The sequence below is a fragment of the Planotetraspora sp. GP83 genome, from assembly GCF_041262585.1.
GTDB lineage: Bacteria > Actinomycetota > Actinomycetes > Streptosporangiales > Streptosporangiaceae > JAOEGB01.
In genome coordinates, this window is record NZ_JBGCBZ010000016.1 from 90152 (window position 1) to 110114 (window position 19963).

Genomic DNA, 19963 nt, shown 5'->3' on the forward strand with positions numbered 1-19963 from the left:
GTCATACATGAGACTTCACGTGTTGCGCTTCCCGCGTGGGGAGGTGTGAATCCTTCACCGGGCACGAGGACAGAAGTTTCATCAAGGAGATGAGCGTGGAGTTTCGCGTTCTGGGGGCTCTCGAAGTTACAGCGGGGGGTCGCCGCCTCGATCTGGGAGGCATTCGTCAGCAGACTGTCCTCGCAGTGCTGCTCCTCAACGCCAACCGGCCCGTGGCCATCGGGCGGCTCATGGAGGCCGTCTACGGCGACGACCCGCCCACCACATCCCGGGCACAGGTGCAGATCTGCATCTCCGTGCTGAGACGGCTGTTCGCCGCGCACAACAACGGCGACGGCGACGTGATAGTGACCAGGTCGCAGGGCTACGCGCTGCGCGCCGACGACGAGCAGATCGACGCCCACCGCTTCCAGAGCCTCGTGCAGCAGGCCCGGCAATCCCGCGACAACCGGGGCTACGACGAGGCCGTCAAGCACTACCGCGACGCGCTCGCGCTGTGGCGCGGGCCGGTCCTGGAGGGCATAGGGAGCAGGCTGGTGCAGTCGGCGGCCGGCCGGCTCGCCGAGGAGCGGATCACCGCGAACGAGGACTGCATCCAGCTCGAACTCGACCTGGGCAGGCACCACGAACTCGTGGGCGAGCTCACCAAGCTCGTGGAGGAGCACCCGCTGCGTGAGCGGCTCCTCGGCCAGCTCATGACCGCGCTCTACCGTTCCGGACGCCAGGCCGAGTCCCTCCAGGTCTACCGCGACGCCCGGCGCAGGATGATCGACGAGCTGGGGATAGAGCCCAACGAGCGGTTGCAGCAGCTCGAGTCCGCGATCCTCACCTGCGACGAGCGGCTCGACCCGCCGCAGCAGCCCGTGCAGGCGGGCCACGCCGGTAATCCGTCCACGGGCGGCGTCGAGCTCCCCGCCGTCCCAGGAATGCTCCCCGCCGGGATCGCCGACTTCATCGGCCGGCAGAACCAGGTCGACCACATCCGGCAGCGGCTCACGGTCGCCTCCGACGGCGCCGCCCGCTTCGCCGTACCCATCATCGCGATCGTCGGCAAGGCCGGGATCGGCAAGACCACCATCGCGGTGCACGCGGCGCACAGCGTGGCCGAGCACTTCCCCGACGGCCAGCTGTACGCCGACCTGCACGGCGGGGTCTCGCGCCCGCTCAGCCCGATGCAGGTGCTCGAACGCTTCCTGCGCGCGCTCGGCGTGCCCGGGACCACGCTCCCCGACGGCGTGGAGGAGCGCGCGGAGACCTACCGCATGCTGCTGGCCGACCGGCGGATGCTCATCGTGCTGGACGACGCGGCGAGCGAGAGCCAGGTCCTGCCGCTGTTACCGGGCAACCCCGCCTCCGCCGTCATCGTCACCAGCCGCAGCCGGCTCGCGGGGCTGGCCGGGGCGACCCACGTGGACGTGGGACTGTTCGACTCGGCCCACTCGCTGGACCTGCTCGCGCACATCGCCGGGACCGAGCGGGTGCGGGCCGAGGCCGACTCGGCCGCGGCGCTCGCCGACCTGTGCGGGCATCTTCCACTGGCGCTGCGCATCGCGGGCGCGCGCCTCGCGGCACGTCCCCACTGGAGCGTCGAGCAGCTCGTGGACCGGCTCAGGGACGAGACCCGCAGGCTCGACGAGCTGATGCACGGCGAGATGGGCATAAGGGCCAGCCTGTCGCTGACCTACGACGGCATCAGCGAGGAGGCGCGGCGGCTCTTCCGGCGGCTCGCGATTCTCGACTCCCATGTCTTCTCGGCATGGACCAGCGCGGCCTTGCTGAACAGGCCGCTCGCCGACGCGCAGGACCTCCTCGACGACCTGGCCGACGCCCAGCTCGTCGAGGTCACCGGCACGGGCCGCCACGTGCACGCGCAGTATCGCTTCCACGACCTCATCCGCGTGTTCGCGCGGGAACGCCTCGCCGCCGAGGAGCCCGCCGCCGAGCGCACCGCCGCGCTGGCCCGCGTACTCGGGGCGCTGCTCTCCCTGACCGACGCGGCCAGGATCCGCGAGTACGGCCCGGACGCCACGATCCACCAGAAGGCGACCAGCCCCTGGTCGCTGCCGCAGGAGCTCATCGAACGGCTGGTCACCAAGCCGATCGCCTGGTTCGAGCGCGAGCGCCACATCCTCATCGCCGGCATCCGCCAGGCGGCGCAGGCGGGCTTCGTGCAGGTGTGCTGGGGGCTCGCGGTGAACGCCGCGATGTACTTCGAGTCGCGGGTCTACCTCGACGACTGGCGGGAGACCAACGAGATCGCCCTGGAGGCCACCAGGAGGGCGGGCGACAGGCGCGGCCAGGCCGAGATGCTGTACCGGATCGGCTCGCTGTCCCTGAGCGAGCAGCGGTTCGACGACGCGCGGCGCGAGTTCGAGGCGGCCGTCGAGCTGTTCCAGGAGGTCGGGGACGATCTGCGGATCGCCCTGGCCATCCGCAGCATCGCACTCCTCGAACGCATGAACGGCAGGTTCGAGAGCGCGGTCAGCCACTACGAGCGGTCGCTGGAGATCTTCCGCGCCACCGGCGACCACGCCTCCGCCGCCCACACCCTGCACAACCTCGCGCAGGTACGGCTCGACTGCGACGACATCGACGGCGCCAAGATGCTGCTCGCCGAGGCCCTGATGCGCAGCAAGGCCGGCGGCGACCGGCGGGTGACGGCCCAGGTCCTGCACCGCATGGGCCAGGCCCACCTCCAGTCGCGCGAGTTCGCCCTGTCGGCGGGCGCGTTCGAGGAGGCGCTGACGGTCGTGCAGGAGATCGGCGACACGACCGGCGAGGCGTTCGCCCTGCACGGCCTCGGCATCGCGCGGCTGCGGCAGGGCAAGCACGCGGAGTCCGCCGGCTCGCTGCGGCGCGCTCTCAACGTGGCCTACACCTCCCGCCACCGGCTCGCGGAGGCGTGCGTGCTGGCCGGGCTGGGGGAGCTTGCCATCGCGACCGGCGACCCCGCCGAGGCCACGGGCCACCTCCGGCGGGCGGTCGGCCTCTTCCACGGGATGCGGATCCCGCTCCGCGAAGCGGAGACCCTCATCCTGCTGAGCGACGCGTTGCAGGCCGTCGGAGACGCCGACGCGGCCGGCGACGCGCTGTCCAAGACGCTCGAACTGGCCGACCGGCTCGACCGGCGCGCCGGCGGCTACCTGCGTGAACAACTGGCCGAGCTCCACACCCGCGACAGACGCCCGGAGTACGCCACCGTCTCCGACCCGTCCGTGTGACCCGGCTGCCGCCGAAGCCAGGGGGCACCCGAAGGCGCCCCACGCCGGTCGGCGTCGCTCGCGTGCCGCCCGACCATCTGTGATCGATTCCCGGCTATCAGAGCCGATGATGAGGCTTGCTGGGATCGGTCCTTTCCCCGCGACTCGTCCGTCACGTCAACTGAGATCAGCCGGCGCACCTCGCGCCGGCGTTCTCGGGGGGCGTGATGGTCCCAGGCGTGCAGGCATGGGCATGACCGGCTCCGGCAGCGGTCTGAACGGTCAGACGCCGCGTTGCAGCCACTTCGTCACCGTCCCCTCCGCTGAGCCCGGCTCGCCGGAATGCGCTCGGTGCCTGGCACTCGGCTTGAGCTGGGCCCGCCTCCTGGCCTGCCTGACGTGCGGCGGGGTGGCCTGCTCCGACGACTCACCGGGCGGCCACGCGCGGGAGCACTACGAGGAAACCGATCATCCGGTAGCCGCCGCGCTCGGCGCCGATTCTCCGTGGCGATGGTGCTACGTCCACGAGCGAACCGTGTGAGCCGGAGGGCGCGACACGACGAAGGAGCACAATGATCACTTCCGAAAGGAAGGTGGACGGCTATGACGGCGTGTCCCCCTTCCCCCGGACCGCGACCCCGAAGCCGGGGCCGGGGCCGGCAACCAGAATCCAGGTGGGCTTGACAGGGTCGATCGTCCTGCTGCCGTTCGTGGCGCTGGGCTTCGCCATCTGGCTCGCGTGGGGGCACGGTGTCACGGTCACCGATCTGGTGCTGGCCGTCCTCCTCTACCTCGTAACGGGCTTCGGGGTCACAGTCGGCTTTCACCGGCTCCTCACCCACGGGTCCTTCGCCGCTCGGCCGTGGTTGCGGGTGGCGTTGGCCGTGGCCGGGTCGATGAGCTTCCAGGGCAACGTCCTCGACTGGGTGGCGGTCCACCGCCGCCACCACGCCTTCACCGACCGCCCTGGCGATCCGCATTCCCCCTACCGCTACGGCACGAGCCTGCGCGGGCAACTGCGCGGGCTCGCCCATTCCCACCTGGGCTGGCTGTTCCGCAACGATCCCACCCCGGCCGACCGCTACGCCCGCGACGTGCTCGCCGATCCGGCGCTGGTCAGGGTGGCGCGGGCCTTTCCGGCCCTGTGCGCGCTCTCGCTCGCGTTGCCGTTCCTCGCCGGGTGGGCGATCAGCGGCGGCCTGTACGGCGGGCTGACCGCGTTCCTGTGGGCGGGGCTGATCCGGGTCTTCCTGCTGCAGCATGTGACCTGGAGCGTCAACTCTCTCTGCCATGTGATCGGCAGCAGGCCCTTCACGACCCGTCGCCATGACCGGTCCACCAACCTGTGGCCGCTGGCGTTGCCGTCGTTCGGCGAGAGCTGGCACAACGGCCACCACAGCGATCCGACGTGCGCGAGACACGGCCTCGGCCCGCACGAGACAGACATATCCGCTGGGCTGATCAGCCTGTTCGAACGGCTGGGCTGGGTGACCGACGTCCGCTGGCCCGACCCCGGCCGCGTGGAACAGCGCCGCCGTCACGAGGCCGACGCCCCGGGAGGCGCGCGCACGCCGGCCTGACCGGCTGGCCGCCCCCAAACACCGCAGCCAGGCCGACCACGCGCGTCAGCGCGTAGGGTGAAGGAGGATCCGCATCGGCGCTCCCGGCTGGAAGGGGGGTGGCGGACGTGGAGGTGCGTCAACTTCGCTACTTCGTCACCTTGGCCGAGGAGCTGCATTTCGGGCGAGCGGCGGCGCGCGAGCACATCGTGCAGTCCGCGCTGAGCCAGCAGGTGCAGCGACTCGAGCGGGAACTCAAGGTGCGGCTCCTGAACCGCAGCACCCACCACGTGGAGCTCACCGCGGCAGGCGTCGCGTTCCTGGTCGAGGCACGCCAGATCCTCGACCACATCGGCCGGGCGACGCAGGCGGCCAGAAACGCCGCCGCTTCCGCGCCCACTCTCCGGGCGGGCATCATCGACGGCGGCTACGACTCGATGCCACAGATCCTTCGCGCCGTCCAGCGGCGCCATCCGGACCTGACGATCCACCAGGTGGAGATCGGCACGCCCGAGCAGTACCGGCAGCTCGCCGACGGCCGCCTGGACATCGGCATCGGGCGCGCGTCCCTGACCCCGCCGGGTGTGGCCTCCGAACTCGTCCGGCTCGATCCACTGGGCGTGCTGGTCCCGGAAAGCCACCGCTTCGCCGCACAGGACGGCGTGCCCGTGGCCTCGCTCGCGGGCGAGGCGCTGCTGCTCGGCGAGGACACCCGGGCGCCGGAGTTCAACCAGTTCGTCGTCGAGCTGTGCCGTTCAGTGGGATTCGCGCCCACAATCTACGAGGGCACGGTCGAGAGCACCCGCGCCGCGGCCGACCTCGTGCTGCAGGGACGGTGCGTCCTGTGCGTTCCCTCCTCGTCCCGCACGTCCAACCGGCCCGGTACCGCCTGGCGGCCGCTGATCGAACCGGCGGCGCGCTATCCCTGGTCGCTCCTGTGGCGATCCGGCGATCCGTCGCCTCACGTCGCGGCCGTGATCGAGAGCGCCAGGCACCTCGCCGAGCGGCTCGGATGGCTGGAGACCGCAGACCTGCCTGTCGACTGACCTGCCAGAAGGCCGGCATCGTGGAGGCTCATCAGCTACGGTGATGAGCCTTTCCCGTATTGATTGTTTCCCCTCTCGCAAGGATCGGCTTAACTGGTGGCAGGGCCACCCCACGTGGAACGACCCTGAACATTCACGGACGCGAATGCCCGCGAACCGCCGGCCGCGTCCATCGATTGGAGGTCCGCATGGACCTGAAAACGCGCGTTCTTTCCGACTGGACCGTCGTCAGCGTCTCCGGAGACGTCGACATCTTCACGACGTACAAGTTGCGTGAACACCTGCTGGCCGCTTTGGACCGGCCCGGACGCCGGATTCTCGTCGACCTGTCTGGGGTCACCTTCATGGACGAGAGCGGCCTGGGAGTCCTGGTCTTCATCAGGCGCACGGCGATGCTCCACGGCGGGACGCTGCGCCTGCTCGCCCCGACGCAGTCGATGCGCTGGCTGCTGAAGGCCAGCGGGCTGTCCGGGACCTTCGCCGTGAGCCTCGATCTGCTCGCCGCACGGCAGGCGGAACCGGAGCTCGTCGGCTCCTGATCCCACCCGCCACGGAGCGCTCCCTAGCCGGCGGGTTCGGCATCCGATTGAGGCCGGCCGGCCGGGTCTTCGCTCACCTGACCGTCCAGGCGCAGGCCGGGCGCGCGGTCCCAGCCGGTGAGGCTCAGCAGGCGGAGGACGTGCGGCGGCACCGAAAGCAGCGTCAGGCCCCCTTGAAGCCGGGCGGCGGCGACGGCAAGCGCGCGTAATCCGCCGACGTCGATGAAGCGCACGCCGCCGAGGTCGGCGTAGGTGTCGTCGCGGCCATTCATCGCCGAGGCAAGCGCCTGGGCGAGAAGGGGCGCGGTGGTGCCGTCGACATGGCCCTCGATCCGCAGGCCCCCGCCGACTCCGAGGCAGGTGATGCTGAGGCCTCCCTTGCCGATCTCAAGGGTGGAGGCTGTGAAGTCCGTCATGTCCATGCCCACTTCTACGGGCTCGCTGTACAGGATGGGCCGCAGGATCCGTACGGCACGGAGGCATCTTGCCATCGAACTGGTGCGACGAGGTGATCGTGCACTGGTTGGCCGCGTAGCGAAACGGCCAACCTCAGCCCGGCTCATCTCTGTTGCAGATGACCGGTATCGCCCGGTGCCGGCTATGCCCGGCCGGTCTGCGCAGGCGTATGGTCAAGGAGGGCTAGCACACCAGGAGGTGCGCGATGAGCCGTACGGACAACACCAGGCCGATCCGGTTCCAGGAGCAGGACGGCCGCGAGTTCACGAGAGACGTCGGGGGATCCTCCGCCGGTCGGGGCAAGGTGACCGGTCTCTGGGAGCATCAAGCCCGGCAGCGGGTGCGACTGACTCTCGCACGCGGCGACGAACCGGAGCCGACGCGCCACCGGCACGGCGCCAGACACGACCGCCACTGATCCCCGGTAAGGGAACCCACACAGGAAAGCCCCGGTTCAGGCTCGGCTCCATTCGTCACACACGCTGGCCGATGGATGTCTTCACCGCGTGAGGCTCGCATCCGCTGGCAAGAGCGGGCCGATGACCGGAAAGCAGGGCAAGTTGACCCGCGCATACGGCTTCCTCAGCACCCACCCGCCCACGCAGTGCGGACTCGCCACCTTCAATTCCGCCCTGGCCGCCCATCTCACCAACGGGGACATGGGCGGCGGGATCGTCCGGGTCACCGCGGAAGGCGACGACGAGCGCCCGGCTCCCGGGGTCGTGCACACCTGGAGCCCGGGCAGGCCGGACGGCTGGAAGGCGGCGGCGGCCGCGCTCGACGACTTCGACGTCGCCATCGTCCAGCACGAGTACGGCATCTACCCCGGCCAGGACGGCGAGGACGTCCTGCCGCTGCTGCGCGGTCTCACCGTGCCGAGCATCGTGGTCCTGCACACCGTCCTGACCGGTCCCACTCCTCGGCAGCGGAGGCTGCTTCAGCAGATCACGGCCGCCGCCGACGCGGTCGTCACCATGACCGGCACCGCCCGCGACCGGCTGCTCACCGGCTACCACGTCAACCCCGGCAAGGTGTCCGTCATCCCGCACGGGGCGGCCGACCACGCGCGTGTCCCGGCTCGGCGTCGCCTCCGGCCCCACCTGCTCACCTGGGGGCTGCTCGGCCCCGGCAAGGGGATCGAATGGGCGTTGCGAGCGCTCGCCCTCCTCGGCGACCTCACCCCATCACCTACGTACACCGTCGCCGGGAAGACCCACCCCAAGGTGCTGGAGCACCACGGAGAGGCCTATCGCAACCGCCTCCACCGGATCGGCGCGAAGCTCGGCGTGTCCACCTCCGTCCGATACGACCCCGTCTACCGTGACAACGCCTCGCTGAGCGCGCTCATCCGCTCGGCGAACGTGGTCGTGCTGCCGTACGACTCCCCAGAGCAGGTCACGTCCGGCGTCCTCATCGAGGCCGTGGCCGCGGGCATCCCGATCGTCGCCACGTCCTTCCCCCATGCCGTGGAGCTGCTCACGGGCGGCCCCGGCCTGCTCGTCCCCCATGAGGATCCCGTGGCGATCGCCGCCGCCGTGCGCCGGATCCTCACCGAACCCGGCCTGGCGGAAAACCTCACCGGCCGCACCCGCGCCCTGGTCCCGGCGCTGCTGTGGCCCGCCGTGGCGGCGCGCTACGACGACCTGGCCGGACGTCTCCTCGCCGCCCGCGCGCCCGCCGTGGTCGCGGCACGGCCATGAAGCCCACGAACCCCATGAACTCCATGATCCCCACTGCCTCCGATTTCAGGCACCTGTACCGGATGAGCGACGACACCGGCCTGTTCGAGCACGCCCGGCACGCGGTCGTCCGACGCGCACACGGCTACTGCACCGACGACGTCGCCCGCGGTCTCGTCGTCATCAGCCGCGAGCCCGCCCCGGACCCCCGGGTGCTCCGGCTCGCGGAGCGCTACCTGGCCTTTCTCTCCCATGCCCAAAATGGTTCCGGCGCCTTCCGCAACCGGCTTGCCTACGACCGGCGCTGGGCCGACGGACCCGGCGTGGGCGACTGGTGGGGACGAGCGCTGTGGGGCCTGGGCACCGCGGCCGCCCGCAGCCCGGCTGCCTGGATCCGTGAGGAGGCCCTGCTCGTCTTCACGCTCGGCGCCTCACGGCGATCCCCTCACCCTCGCGCCATGGCGTTCGCCGGGCTCGGCGCGGCGGAGGTCCTGCGCGTCCACACGGACAGCACCCTGGCGGCCACCTTGCTGGTGGACGCCGCCGCAGCGGTCGGTGTTCCGGCCGAGAACCCTGACTGGCCGTGGCCGCAACCAGAGCTGACCTACGCCAACGCCGCCCTCGCCGAGGTCGTCATCGCCGCCGGTCACCTCAGTGACGACGCCTCGATGCTCACCTGCGGCCTGCGGATGCTCGCCTGGCTCGGCGACATCCAGACCCGGCGCGGGCACCTGTCGGTCGTCCCGGCCGCCGGTTGGCGGCAGGGCGCGCCACGCGCCCGCTACGACCAGCAGCCGATCGAGGTCGCCGCGCTCGCCGACGCCTGCGCCACCGCGGCCGCCGTCACGGGCGACCCACGCTGGCAGGAACGTGTACGGCAGGCATCGGCGTGGTTCGAGGGCGCCAACGACTGCGGCACGGCGATGTGGGACCCCGCCACCGGAGGGGGCTACGACGGCCTGACCGCGCACGGCCCCAACCTCAACCAGGGAGCGGAGTCGACCATCGCCCTCATCTCGACCATGCAGCACGCCGGGCGCCTGTCGTGACGGCCCCGGACCTGGCCACCCGGCTCGACCTGTCGCTCGCCCCCGACCCACGACGAGTGATCATCAAACTCTTCGTCCCCGGCGAGGACGCCGCCGTGGCGCACACCCGCTCCGTCGGCCTGATCGACCGGATCGCGCTGCTCGACGCTCACGAGACCGGGGCGCTGCTGGAGGAGACGCTGCGGCGATTCGGCGGCCGGCACCACGACCTGGAGGCGACCTTCCTCCACCACTACGACGTGGTCCGCTACCGCGTCCCCCGCCACATCGACCTGTCCCCGGCCGGACGCCTCGTCGTCGGCGCGTACTTCAGCCACGAGTACGCCGTGGAGGCCGCCGCGCTGTGCAATCCCTCGATGGTCCCTCACCCCGACCAGTCCGGCCTGAACCCCGGGCAGCTCCGTGTGGTGCTCAGCGTGCGGCAGATCGGCGAGGGCCACCTGTCGTCGATCGGCTTCGCCACGGCGCTGCTCGGACCGGGCACCGACATCGCCATCTCCGACCGCTCGGGGCCGCTGTCCGTCGGCCGCCGGCGTGGCACCCACCACCTTCGCGACCTGCTCGCCGCGGGCCTCTCCGACGAGGGATGGGACAACGAGGTCTCCGCCACCGTGCTGGGATCCCTCCCAGAGCGTTTCGACGACGACGACTTAGAGCAGGCCATCGCCCGGCTCCCCGCCGACCTGCTCACCCGCACCACCACGCACAGAACCCTGGAGGAACTGCGCCGCACAACGGCCTCCGACTACGCCGCGGACTTCCCTGTCGACGTCCCCCTCGACCGCCGGGTGCTGTGGCCGGCCACGTCGGCCGAGAGTAACGGGATGGAAGACGCCCGTTTCGTGAGGGTCCTCCGCGGAGACGGCACACCGTCCTACCGGGCCACCTACACCGCCTACAACGGGCGGCGCATCCGCTCCCACCTGCTCGCCAGCGACGACCTGCGCCGTTTCGAGGTCACTCCCCTGCGCGGACCGGCCGCGGCCAACAAGGGAATGGCGCTGTTCCCTCGCCCGGTGGGTGGCCGGCAACTCGCGCTGTGCCGCTCGGACGGCGAGACCACCGGGCTGACCTCCCTCGACAGGCACAACAGATGGCAACAGCCAGTGCCGCTCCACACTCCCCACAAGGGCTGGGAGCTGATCCAGGTCGGCAACTGCGGCTCCCCCCTGGAGACAGAGTCCGGCTGGCTGGTCCTGACCCACGGTGTCGGCCCGATGCGCCGCTACGCCATCGGCGCCCTGCTGCTCGACCTCCACGAGCCGCAGCGCGTCATCGCCGAGCTCCCCGGCGCGCTGCTCACTCCCAGCGACGCCGAACGCGAGGGCTACGTGCCCAACGTCGTGTACTCCTGTGGGGGCCTGCTGCACGGGGGCGCCCTGTGGCTGCCGTACGGCGCGAGCGACGCCCGGATCGGATTCGCCCACGTGGCCCTCGCCACGCTCATGGAAGCGATGCGCCAACCTGGAGGAGCCGGGTGATCGCGGGCGTGGAGAGCCATCTGGGGCGGCCGCCCGAGCTATTCGGGTTATCTCCGTGGTGGTACGAGCACGGCCGCGCCCAGCCAGTGGCACACGGCCAGTGCGGTCTCCAGCCCCAACCGGTCGTCCCGGAGTGGCCGCCCCCGCTCCTCGGCAGCCCTGCGCAGGCGGTACACCACCGTGTTCCGATGGACGCCCAGCCGCTCGGCGGCCGCGACGTAGCTTCCCTCCGACGCGAGGAACGCGCGCAGCGTCTCCCGCAGGCGCGCGTGGGCGTCGTCGTCGATCGCCAGGGCGCCGAGGGCCTCCTCGACCCACTCGCGGGTCGCGTCCATGTCGGAGCACATGAGGGCGACCGGGCCGACCTCGCCGAACGCGATGCAGGACGGCGCGGGGGCGCGGCCCGCCAGCGCGACCGCCTGCGCCTGTACGGCCTGCCGGTGGGTGCGGCGGAACCCGGCCACGCCGCTGTGCGGCTCCCCCACGGCCACCCTGGCCGGCCGCTCCCATCCGCCGACCAGCGTGGAGATCACGGCCGAGTCGACCGTACGGCGTGGCCCCATGGGCAGCCAGGCCCACGCGCTGAGCTCGTCGCACGGTGCGAAGAGAGGGCGGGCGGCGCAGCCAAGGCTCTCGGCGAGCGCCAGGACGGAACGCTCCAGGGCGGCGAGCCGGTCCTCGGCGGGATCGTCGCGTTCCGCCCAGACGACGAGACCGAGGTGATGCTGGCGGAGGCGGTAGCCGAGCGTGCCCTCGGCGGAGGCGACGTCAACGGCCTTGCCCTCGATCAGGTCCCTGATCCGGGCCGACCGTGAGGCCCCGCGGCTGAGCAGCCACAGATCGCGCTCGTGCTCGTAGACCGCGACGACCGTCTGGGAGACCCGGTCGATGTAGGCGGACGTGACGGCGACGATGCGCAGCGCGGCGGACGAGACGGCTTCGGCGTCGTCGCTCTGGCGGCTGAGCTCCTCCAGGCACCACCGCAGGAAGCTGTCCTGTCCCAGCCGGTAGCACCGGACCAGCGCGTCGACCGGGACACCGCGCTGGGCGAGCCGCCGCGCGTACTCGACCGCCGCCGGCGGAGCCTCGGTGCGCTCCACGTCGATGCCGTGCCGCAGGATGTGAACGATCGTCTCGACGTTCCCCTCGATGCCGGCGGACATGAGCTGGACGAGCCGGTCGTCGCCGGCCAGTTGCTCGATCTCGGTGGACAGCCGGAGCAGGAGATCGCCTGTGATGTCGGCCAGGCGGACGTTCAGGACGGCCCCCACCGAGGCCACCAGATCTTCGAGCATGATCCCCGGACCAGGGCGTATGTCACCGTTCCACCGCATCGCCCCAGAGTACGCCGCTCGCCGGGAGGCATCAGACGTGTCGTCTCGCCCACGTGTCTCCCTCTTCCAGCGGCTTGCCGGCGGTGAGAGCCGTGTCACACACCGCTGGACGACATGGATAGGGCCCATCCCTCCCGTGGGGGCAGGAGGGACGGGCCCCGGCTGGGGAGATTCGCTAGCCGATAGTGATCTTGTCGACGTTCGGGCCACCGGTCGAGCCGTTACCGGTGAGCCGGATGGTGTTGGTGCCCGCCACGAGGTTCACCGTCACCGACTTGGTGACCCAGGTGTCCCAGTTCGTGGTGGCGCCGAACGACACGCCGCTGGCGGCGACCGTGCCGTTCACCGAGACGTCCAGCGGACGGGCCGTCGTCGTGCCGTTGGAGTACCGGATGGTCAGCGGGGTCGCGCCGGCCGAGTCCGCGTTCACCGTCAGCTCGATGTAACCGCCGGGGGCGTTGACGTAGTCGACGAACCCGGTGCCGGTGTACCCGAGGTGGTTGGTGAACACGCCCGCCGCGGACAGGACACCGTCCTCGGCCTGGTAGTCCTTGGGCGTGGCCACCGCGCCCGTGGTCGCGGTGGCGGGGCCGGAAGCCCCGGAGAGGTTGCCCGCCGCGTCCTTGGCCTTCACGGTGAAGGTGTACGACGTGCTCGGCGTGAGGCCGGTCACGGTCGCCGTGGTCCCGCTCACCGTGGTCGCCGGCGACGCGCCGTTGTAGACCTGGTAGCCGGTCACGCCGGTGTCGTCGGTCGAGGCGTCCCACGCCAGCGACACGCTGGAGGAGGTGGTGCCGGTGACGTGCAGGTTGCCCGGAACCGAGGGCGGAGCGGTGTCGATGATCCGCTGCTCAACCGTGATCTTGTCGACGTTCGGGCCGCCGGTCGCGCCGGGCCCGGTCAGCCGGATCGTGTTGGCGCCGGCGGCGAGGTTGACCGTCACCGACTTGGTGACCCAGGTGTCCCAGTTCGTGGTGGGGGGGAAGGCCACGCCGCTCGCCGCGACCGCGCCGTTCACGGAGACGTCCAGAGGCCTGGTGTCCGTCGCGCCGTTGGCGTACCGGATCGTCACCGTGGCCGCGCCGGCCGCGGTGGCGTTCACCGAGAACTGGATGTAGCCACCGGCCGCGTTGACGTAGTCGACGAAGCCGGTGCCGGTGTAGCCGAGGTGGTTGCTGAACACGCCGGCCGCGGACAGGACACCGTCCTCGGCCTGGTAGTCGGTCGCCGAGCCGGGCTGGCCGTTCACCGTGAGCGAGTAGGTGGCCGTGTGCGTGCCCGAGCCGCCCGTGCCCTTGATCGTCACCGGGTAGGTGCCGCCCGGCGTCGAGGAGGAGGTCGTGATCGTGACCGTGGAGCTCGCGCCCGCGTTCACCGAGGCCGGGCTGAAGGAGGCCGACGCGCCGGACGGCAGGCCGGAGGCCGACAGTGTGACCGACTGCGCGCTACCGGCCGTGACAGCGGTGCTCACGGTGGCCGTCGCGGAGGAGCCCGCGTCGACCGTGCCCGAGGTGGGGCTCACCGAGACCGAGAAGTCGTTGCTGCCGACCTCCGGCGGGAAGATCCACTGGGCGGACGTGCCCGAGCAGCTGCCCGCGACCACGCTGGTGCCCGACGCCCGGATGCACTTCTGACCGGTCTGGATGTCGGTGATCGTGCCGTCGGGGTTGATTGACCACTGCTGGGCCGGCCCGGCGGTACAGGTTTGCAGGACGATGTTGCCGCCGCTCATCCCGGCGCACAGGTTGTTGATCACCAGGAAGGCGCCGTGGAAGGTGAACCGCTGGTTCGCCGCCCCGCTGCACGCCGCCAGCTTGAGCGCGGTGCCCGTGCTGGAGCTGTTGTTGGGGTCGTCTATGCAGGTGCCGGTGCTGGCGTTCTTCCACTCACCGACCCACTTGTTCGGCTGGGCGCCGCCGTAGCACTCACCGGTCGAGGTGTTGAAGATCGGCGTGGAGTCGACCACCTCGCTCGATCCCGGGTTGACGATGACGGGCTCCATCGTCGGCGTGCCGTTCGAGTTGTAGTGCGTGAGCGCGTCCTCGCAGTCGATCGCGTCCATCGCGTTGCCGCCCTTGCCACCCAGCCAGAGGTCGAAGTGGTACAGCCCCGGGCCGCCGTTGGGGCCGTTGCCGCTCCAGTCCTCGCCGCACTCCTGGCAGCCGTCCTCCATGATGAAGTACTTCTTCACACGGGGGACGTAGATCTTGGTGCCCGCCGGGGCCTCAGCGGTCGAGGTCGCGAAAGTGATCGGGTCCGAATACGTGCCCTTGCCCCCCGCGGTGCTGTGGATCTGGGGGTAGGAGATGTCGCCGCCGGGCGGCGTGTTGTCGTACCAGCCGTAGAACGTCAGGAAGGTCTGCCGCGTCGTGGCCGCGTAGGCGGGTGTGCCGCTCAGCAGGGCGGCGAAGACCGATAACAGGATCAGACAGGCAGCCGTCAGGGTTGCGCCAAGCGCACGCCGACTCATGGGGGGACCTCCGGGGGGCGAGGATCAACCAGCGTTAATGCAGGGTCAAGCCGGAGGCCCCCGGAAGTCAAGGTTTGATAGGAAAGTTTTCTAACAATCACCCTCGGCGCACATCGACCGCCTCCCGCCGCACCGTCTCGATCCCGGGGTTCACCCAGCTCAGCGGCTGATGAGGGCGCCACGAGGGACGAGGGGCCGGACGTACGGGCTCCGAAATCACGCGTACGGCACCGCACAGGTGGCAGGATCGCCACATCCCAGAACGAGACGACATCTCTGAACGACGACACGGTCACGAGGACGCACATGCCGACAGAGCCGCAAATCGTGGAACGCGCCGAGCAGCCCTACGTGGCGATCAGAGGCGTGGTGACCATGCGGACGATCGCCGAGATAGCCGACCGTCTCCCGGAGGTCTTCGGCCGGGTCGGCGCGCACGGGGTCGAACCGGCGGGAGCGCCGTTCTTCAAGTACAACCTGATCGACATGAAGGGGCGGCTGGAGATCGAGGCCGGCGTACCGGTCGCGGCCGTCGCCGAGGCCGCCGACATCGCGCAGGACGCCGACGAGCTTCTCTCCGGCGTCCTGCCCGCGGGCCGATACGCGACCGTCACCCACGTAGGCCATCCGAGCGGGCTTCTCGACGCCACCGCCGCATTGCTGGACTGGGCGGCGAAGCGCGGCCTGCGATGGGATGTGACGGAAACGCGCGACGGCGAGAAGTGGGGCTGCCGCCTTGAGCTGTACAAGACCGATCCCCGCGTGGAGCCCGACATGAACAATTGGGAGACGGAACTGGCATTCCGGCTGGCCGACTGACCCGGACCGCGGCCGTTCCGCGGGCGCCGAAGGGCTTCCAGCAGGGTCTATAACCTCACCTATACCGACGTGTCCGATGCTCAGCGCGAGCCATTCCCGGCTTCGTCCGGGGGAACGGGGATCGGCGCCAGGCCGCATGCCCCGACGCCGGTAGGAGAAGGAGATTCATGCGTACCAGGAAGTTCTTCGCGATTGCGGCTGCCGGCCTCGTCGCGTTGGCGACCGTGTTCGCCGGCCCCGCACCCGCGAACGCCACGACCTACCCGATCACCACCTGGATCAGCGTGCTGGGGCCGAACGGGTCCATCGGTCCGAAGGTGCTCGACATCAAGGACAAGTCCACGGCGAACGGGGCTCGGGCTCAGCTGTGGCAGCTGAACCGGACCGACAACCAGCTGTGGACCATCGAGCGGATAGGCACGTATGGAAACTATTACTACTACGAGTTGAAGAACAAGCTCTCCCAAAAGTGCCTCGACATGGCGACCGATGGGCCGGTGGGGAACGGCACCCGCGTGCAGCAATGGGACTGCAGACACACCGCCAACCAGCGCTGGATAGCGAGGCCGGTTCAGTCGGGGAACAACTGGGTCGAGCTCGTCAATATTGAGAGCGGGCGTTGCCTCGACGTCACGGACGTCAACTACGCCGACGGCGCGCTGCTCCAGGTCTGGAGTTGCAGCGGAGACTGGAACCAGCGCTGGAACATCTCCTAGTGGCGTGACGTGACGGCCGGGCCTGGTGAGATATCGACCCGGCCCGGCCGTTAGAAACCGAGATCGCTGAGGCCCGGGTGGTCGTCCGGGCGGCGTCCCAGCGGCCAGTGATGTTTCCGCTCGGATTCTTTGATCGGCAGGTCGTTGATGCACGCCCACCTGACGACCATGACGCCCTGCTCGTCGAACTCCCAGTTCTCGTTGCCGTAGGAGCGATACCAGTTTCCCGAGTCGTCGTGGGATTCGTACGCGAAGCGTACGGCGATGCGGTTGCCGGTGAATGCCCACAGCTCTTTGATGAGCCGGTAGTCCAGCTCTCTCGTCCATTTCCGCCGGAGAAACTCGATGATCTCGTCGCGCCCGTTGACGAACTCGGCGCGGTTGCGCCAGCGGCAGTCGACCGTGTAGCCCTGGGCGACCTTTTCCGGGTCGCGCGTGTTCCATGCGTCCTCCGCCAGACGGACCTTTTCGATGGCGGATTCTCTGGTGAACGGAGGGTACGGAGGACGGGACATCAGGCGCTCTCCCTCAGGAAGTCGAGAAGGGCGTGGTTGACCTCTTCGTGATGGGTCCACGCGATGTTGTGCGGGCCCCCCGGAATCTCCACGTATTTCACGTTCCGAATCAGCGAGGGCAGCCGCCTGCCGGTGGAGTCGATGGGCAGGATGCGGTCCTCGTCTCCCTGCACGACCAGCGTCGGCACGTCGTTCCTGGCCAGGTCGCCGCGGAAGTCGGTCAGCCACGCCTGGACACAGTCGAGCGTGCCCTTCGCCGACGCGCCCACGGCGACGTTCCAGCTCAGCTGCCACGCCTCGTTGCTGATACGGCTGCCGAGAAGCTTGTCGACGTTGTAGAAGTCGTCGAGGAACGACTTCAGGTAAGCCGGCCGATCGGCGACGATCGCCTGCTGGATGCCGTCGAACACACCCTTGTCGACGCCCTCCGGGTTGTCGTCGGTCTTCAGCAGGTACGGTGGCACCGGCGCGAGCAGGGCCGCCTTGCTCACCCTGCCGGAGCCGTGGTTGGCCAGGTATCGGGTCACCTCGCCGGTGCCCATGGAGAACCCCGTCAGCACCGTGTCACGTAGGTCGAGTTCTTCCATCAGGGCGTTCAGGTCGGCGGCGAAGGTGTCGTAGTCGTAACCCACGGCCGGTTGGCTGGAGTCGCCGAATCCCCGGCGGTCGTAGGTGATTACGCGGTATCCGGCGTCGAGCAGCACCAGGACCTGCTTCTCCCAGGAATGACCGCTCAACGGAAATCCGTGGATCAGGACGACCGGCTGCCCTTCGCCATGATCTTCGTAGTAAATCTCGATATCGCCGGAGTTTTCCGTACCGACAGTGACGTACGGCATGTGCCCCCCCCGTGGTGATCGGTCCGGCGGTTCATCCCACCTATCACCTCGCGGAAATCCCCGGTGACGGTAAGGAATGCGTCAGAACCCTCACAGTGAGCGTGTCGTCACTGGCCGCGCGACCCGGGAGCCGTCAGGACTGCAGGGCGTCGGCCACCGATTCGTAGATGGGGAAGGCGTCGTCAAGGCCGAGGACCTCCAGCAGCCGCCTCAGCGGGCCCCGGACACCGGCGAGCTTGAGATAGCCACCCGCCTCCGACGTGCGGCGGAGGAACTCCACGAGAAGCCTGACGCCCATGGAGTCGCAGAACGTGAGCTGCTCGACCTCGACGATGAGCCGCGCGTGCCCGGCCTCCATCTCCTCGGAGAGAGCTTCGCTCAACCGGCCGGCGGAGATGATGTCCAGCTCTCCCGCGAGCGTCACCACGGTGTCGGCCGCCTCCTGGCTTACCGTGACAGCGAGTCTCGTGGGCATCTCTCCATCCTCGTCCGAAGATCTGTAGAGAAGGTACACCCACCGCATCGCCGCTCGATACGCCTGGACCGTTTTCGTCCTCAGGGCAGCCGTCATCTCGGCCGTGGCGAGGGCGCGGGTGTCGCCAGCAGGCCGGAGGCGAGCGCGCGCAACGAGTCCGTGAGGCGGGCCGCCCCGCCGTTGCTCGTGATGTGCCTGACCAGGTCGGCGTCGAACATCGCGAGCAGCGTGTGCCCCAGGAACTCGGCGTCGAGATCGGGACGTGCCGCCGCCAGCAAGGCCGTCACGTGGCCGTGCCAGAGCAGGTAGATCGGGTCGGCGTACTTGTCCTCGGCACAGGCCCGCTCGTGGGCGGCCAGCAGCGCGACGTTGCGGGTCGCGAGGTCGGCCAGCGCGTCGAGGAAGGCGAGCAACCGCTCCTCCGGCGGCGCGCCCGGCCCGAGCGGCGGAGGGCCCGACGTGATGGCCTCGCGCAGCAGCACCGCGCGTTCCTCCAGCAGCGCCCGCATGAGGCCGGTGCGGTTGCCGAAGCGGCGGAAGATCGTCCCCTTCCCCACCCCGGCCTCGGCCGCGACCTTGTCGAGCGACACATGGTCGAACCCGTGCTCATCCAGGAGACGCTCGGTCACCCTCAGGATCGCCCGGCGATTACGCGTCGCGTCGGCACGTTCGGCGCGTTCCACGCGGTGCTCGCTCATGAATCCATCCGTAGACAATCGGACCATCAGTCCGTATCGTACTCGACATCCAGAGACGGACCGATGGTCCGCTTAGCATGGAAGCATGAGGAGCACATAGATGGGTGTCGGGGCACTGGTCGTCAACGCGGACGCCTCGGGAATGCGGATGGGCGAGATTCCCGACCCGGTGCCGCAGCCGTACGAGGCGCTGGTGGATGTCCGGCATGTATCGATCAACCACGGTGACCTGCGCGTCGACGTGCGCCCGCCGGGGACCGTTCTCGGCTGCGACGCCTCAGGCGTGGTCGCGCGGGCCGCGGCCGACGGCGGCGGGCCGGCCGTGGGGACGCGAGTCGTGGCCTTCTCCGTCGGCGCCTGGGCGCAACGGATCGCGGTCGCCACGAGCGACCTGGCCGAGGTGCCCGCGTCGATCGACCTGGCCGACGCCGCGGCCTTGCCGCTGGCGGGCATCACCGCCCTCCGCACGCTGCGCGCGGCCGGACCCATCCTCGGCAGGAGGGTGCTCGTCACAGGCGCCTCCGGAGGTGTCGGCCGCATGGCCGTACAGCTCGCCGCGCACGGCGGCGCCCACGTGATCGCCTCTGTCGGTACGGCGGAGCGCGGCGAGGGCCTGGCCGCGCTCGGCGCCCACGAGGTGGTCGCCGGTCTCGACGGCATAGACCAGCCGGTCGACCTGATCCTGGACCACGTGGGCGGGCCCCAGCTCGTCGCCGCCTGGAGCCTCCTCGCTCCCGGAGGCAACGTGCAGAGCATCGGATGGGCGTCCGGAGAGCCCGCCGTCTTCCCGCCGTACTCGACCTTCGCCCTCGGCGCCGCCAGGACGCTGAGCTCGTTCGGCGACGCCTCCGACGTCGGGCCCGACCTCGCCGCTCTGGTCCGGTTGGTGGCCACTGGCGCTCTCGTCGTCGAGGTCGGCTGGAGAGGCCCGTGGGACAGGGTGAACGAGGCCGCCGACGCGCTCGCCGGCCGCCGCGTGGCCGGCAAGGCTGTACTGGACGTGAGCTAGCCGCGCCGTCGCCGTACTCCCTGGGGCGTACGCGACGTGTCGCTGAGCGGCGGACGACACCCCGGACGTCCTGGGACAC

At 70.1% G+C, this 19963-nt stretch carries 19 protein-coding genes; 12 read left to right on the forward strand and 7 right to left on the reverse strand.

Annotated elements, in window-relative coordinates; translation table 11 throughout:
- Positions 1 to 95: 95 nt before the first annotated feature.
- The 5 genes from ABH927_RS22285 (at position 96) to ABH927_RS22305 (ending at position 6344) form a co-directional block, all read left to right on the forward strand.
- Complete coding sequence (locus ABH927_RS22285; RefSeq protein WP_370024197.1) at positions 96 to 3221, forward strand: BTAD domain-containing putative transcriptional regulator; 3126 nt, start codon at positions 96 to 98, stop codon at positions 3219 to 3221.
- 226 nt (positions 3222 to 3447) lie between these two features.
- Complete coding sequence (locus tag ABH927_RS22290; RefSeq protein ID WP_370024198.1) at positions 3448 to 3741, forward strand: UBP-type zinc finger domain-containing protein; 294 nt, start codon at positions 3448 to 3450, stop codon at positions 3739 to 3741.
- Between the two features lie 31 nt (positions 3742 to 3772).
- Complete coding sequence (locus ABH927_RS22295) at positions 3773 to 4780, forward strand: acyl-CoA desaturase (RefSeq protein ID WP_370024199.1); 1008 nt, start codon at positions 3773 to 3775, stop codon at positions 4778 to 4780.
- A gap of 107 nt (positions 4781 to 4887) precedes the next feature.
- The gene (locus ABH927_RS22300; protein ID WP_370024200.1) at positions 4888 to 5805 is read left to right on the forward strand and encodes a LysR family transcriptional regulator; all 918 of its coding nucleotides are present in this window, start codon (positions 4888 to 4890) and stop codon (positions 5803 to 5805) included.
- Between the two features lie 188 nt (positions 5806 to 5993).
- On the forward strand, positions 5994 to 6344 hold the full coding sequence (locus ABH927_RS22305) for an STAS domain-containing protein (RefSeq protein WP_370024201.1): 351 nt from the start codon (positions 5994 to 5996) through the stop codon (positions 6342 to 6344).
- 23 nt (positions 6345 to 6367) lie between these two features.
- Here the strand turns inward: ABH927_RS22305 and ABH927_RS22310 are convergent, their stop codons facing one another.
- The gene (locus tag ABH927_RS22310; protein ID WP_370024202.1) at positions 6368 to 6766 is read right to left on the reverse strand and encodes an STAS domain-containing protein; all 399 of its coding nucleotides are present in this window, start codon (positions 6764 to 6766) and stop codon (positions 6368 to 6370) included.
- Between the two features lie 239 nt (positions 6767 to 7005).
- Here ABH927_RS22310 and ABH927_RS22315 point away from each other — a divergent pair, with 239 nt between their 5' ends.
- The 4 genes from ABH927_RS22315 (at position 7006) to ABH927_RS22330 (ending at position 11009) form a co-directional block, all read left to right on the forward strand.
- Positions 7006 to 7218 carry a hypothetical protein gene (locus tag ABH927_RS22315; protein ID WP_370024203.1) on the forward strand — a complete coding sequence of 71 codons (213 nt, stop codon included), beginning with the start codon at positions 7006 to 7008 and terminating at the stop codon, positions 7216 to 7218.
- Between the two features lie 121 nt (positions 7219 to 7339).
- A complete protein-coding gene (locus tag ABH927_RS22320) occupies positions 7340 to 8500 on the forward strand; it encodes a glycosyltransferase (RefSeq protein ID WP_370024204.1) in 1161 nt (386 codons plus the stop codon).
- A gap of 23 nt (positions 8501 to 8523) precedes the next feature.
- A complete protein-coding gene (locus ABH927_RS22325) occupies positions 8524 to 9528 on the forward strand; it encodes a glycosyltransferase (protein WP_370024205.1) in 1005 nt (334 codons plus the stop codon).
- Positions 9525 to 11009, forward strand: a complete 1485-nt coding sequence (locus ABH927_RS22330; RefSeq protein ID WP_370024206.1) for a glycoside hydrolase family 130 protein — start codon at positions 9525 to 9527, stop codon at positions 11007 to 11009. The genes ABH927_RS22325 and ABH927_RS22330 overlap by 4 nt, the downstream gene beginning before the upstream one ends.
- A gap of 47 nt (positions 11010 to 11056) precedes the next feature.
- Here the strand turns inward: ABH927_RS22330 and ABH927_RS22335 are convergent, their stop codons facing one another.
- Both ABH927_RS22335 and ABH927_RS22340 read right to left on the reverse strand, forming a co-directional pair.
- Positions 11057 to 12343 carry a PucR family transcriptional regulator gene (locus ABH927_RS22335; protein ID WP_370024207.1) on the reverse strand — a complete coding sequence of 429 codons (1287 nt, stop codon included), beginning with the start codon at positions 12341 to 12343 and terminating at the stop codon, positions 11057 to 11059.
- A 175-nt stretch (positions 12344 to 12518) separates the two neighbouring features.
- On the reverse strand, positions 12519 to 14813 hold the full coding sequence (locus ABH927_RS22340) for a carbohydrate-binding protein (protein ID WP_370024208.1): 2295 nt from the start codon (positions 14811 to 14813) through the stop codon (positions 12519 to 12521).
- A gap of 306 nt (positions 14814 to 15119) precedes the next feature.
- Here ABH927_RS22340 and ABH927_RS22345 point away from each other — a divergent pair, with 306 nt between their 5' ends.
- Complete coding sequence (locus ABH927_RS22345; RefSeq protein ID WP_370024209.1) at positions 15120 to 15632, forward strand: GyrI-like domain-containing protein; 513 nt, start codon at positions 15120 to 15122, stop codon at positions 15630 to 15632.
- A gap of 167 nt (positions 15633 to 15799) precedes the next feature.
- On the forward strand, positions 15800 to 16348 hold the full coding sequence (locus ABH927_RS22350) for an RICIN domain-containing protein (RefSeq protein ID WP_370024210.1): 549 nt from the start codon (positions 15800 to 15802) through the stop codon (positions 16346 to 16348).
- 50 nt (positions 16349 to 16398) lie between these two features.
- Here the strand turns inward: ABH927_RS22350 and ABH927_RS22355 are convergent, their stop codons facing one another.
- The 4 genes from ABH927_RS22355 to ABH927_RS22370 form a co-directional block, all read right to left on the reverse strand.
- Positions 16399 to 16863, reverse strand: a complete 465-nt coding sequence (locus tag ABH927_RS22355; RefSeq protein WP_370024211.1) for a DUF1348 family protein — start codon at positions 16861 to 16863, stop codon at positions 16399 to 16401.
- Positions 16863 to 17702 carry an alpha/beta fold hydrolase gene (locus ABH927_RS22360; protein WP_370024212.1) on the reverse strand — a complete coding sequence of 280 codons (840 nt, stop codon included), beginning with the start codon at positions 17700 to 17702 and terminating at the stop codon, positions 16863 to 16865. The genes ABH927_RS22355 and ABH927_RS22360 overlap by 1 nt, the downstream gene beginning before the upstream one ends.
- Before the next feature lie 133 nt (positions 17703 to 17835).
- Complete coding sequence (locus tag ABH927_RS22365) at positions 17836 to 18177, reverse strand: STAS domain-containing protein (RefSeq protein ID WP_370024213.1); 342 nt, start codon at positions 18175 to 18177, stop codon at positions 17836 to 17838.
- A 92-nt stretch (positions 18178 to 18269) separates the two neighbouring features.
- Positions 18270 to 18875: a TetR/AcrR family transcriptional regulator gene (locus ABH927_RS22370; protein WP_370024214.1), complete on the reverse strand. Its 606-nt coding sequence runs from the start codon at positions 18873 to 18875 to the stop codon at positions 18270 to 18272.
- Between the two features lie 100 nt (positions 18876 to 18975).
- Between ABH927_RS22370 and ABH927_RS22375 the strand changes: the two genes are divergently transcribed.
- On the forward strand, positions 18976 to 19884 hold the full coding sequence (locus ABH927_RS22375; RefSeq protein WP_370024215.1) for a zinc-binding dehydrogenase: 909 nt from the start codon (positions 18976 to 18978) through the stop codon (positions 19882 to 19884).
- Positions 19885 to 19963: the final 79 nt, after the last annotated feature.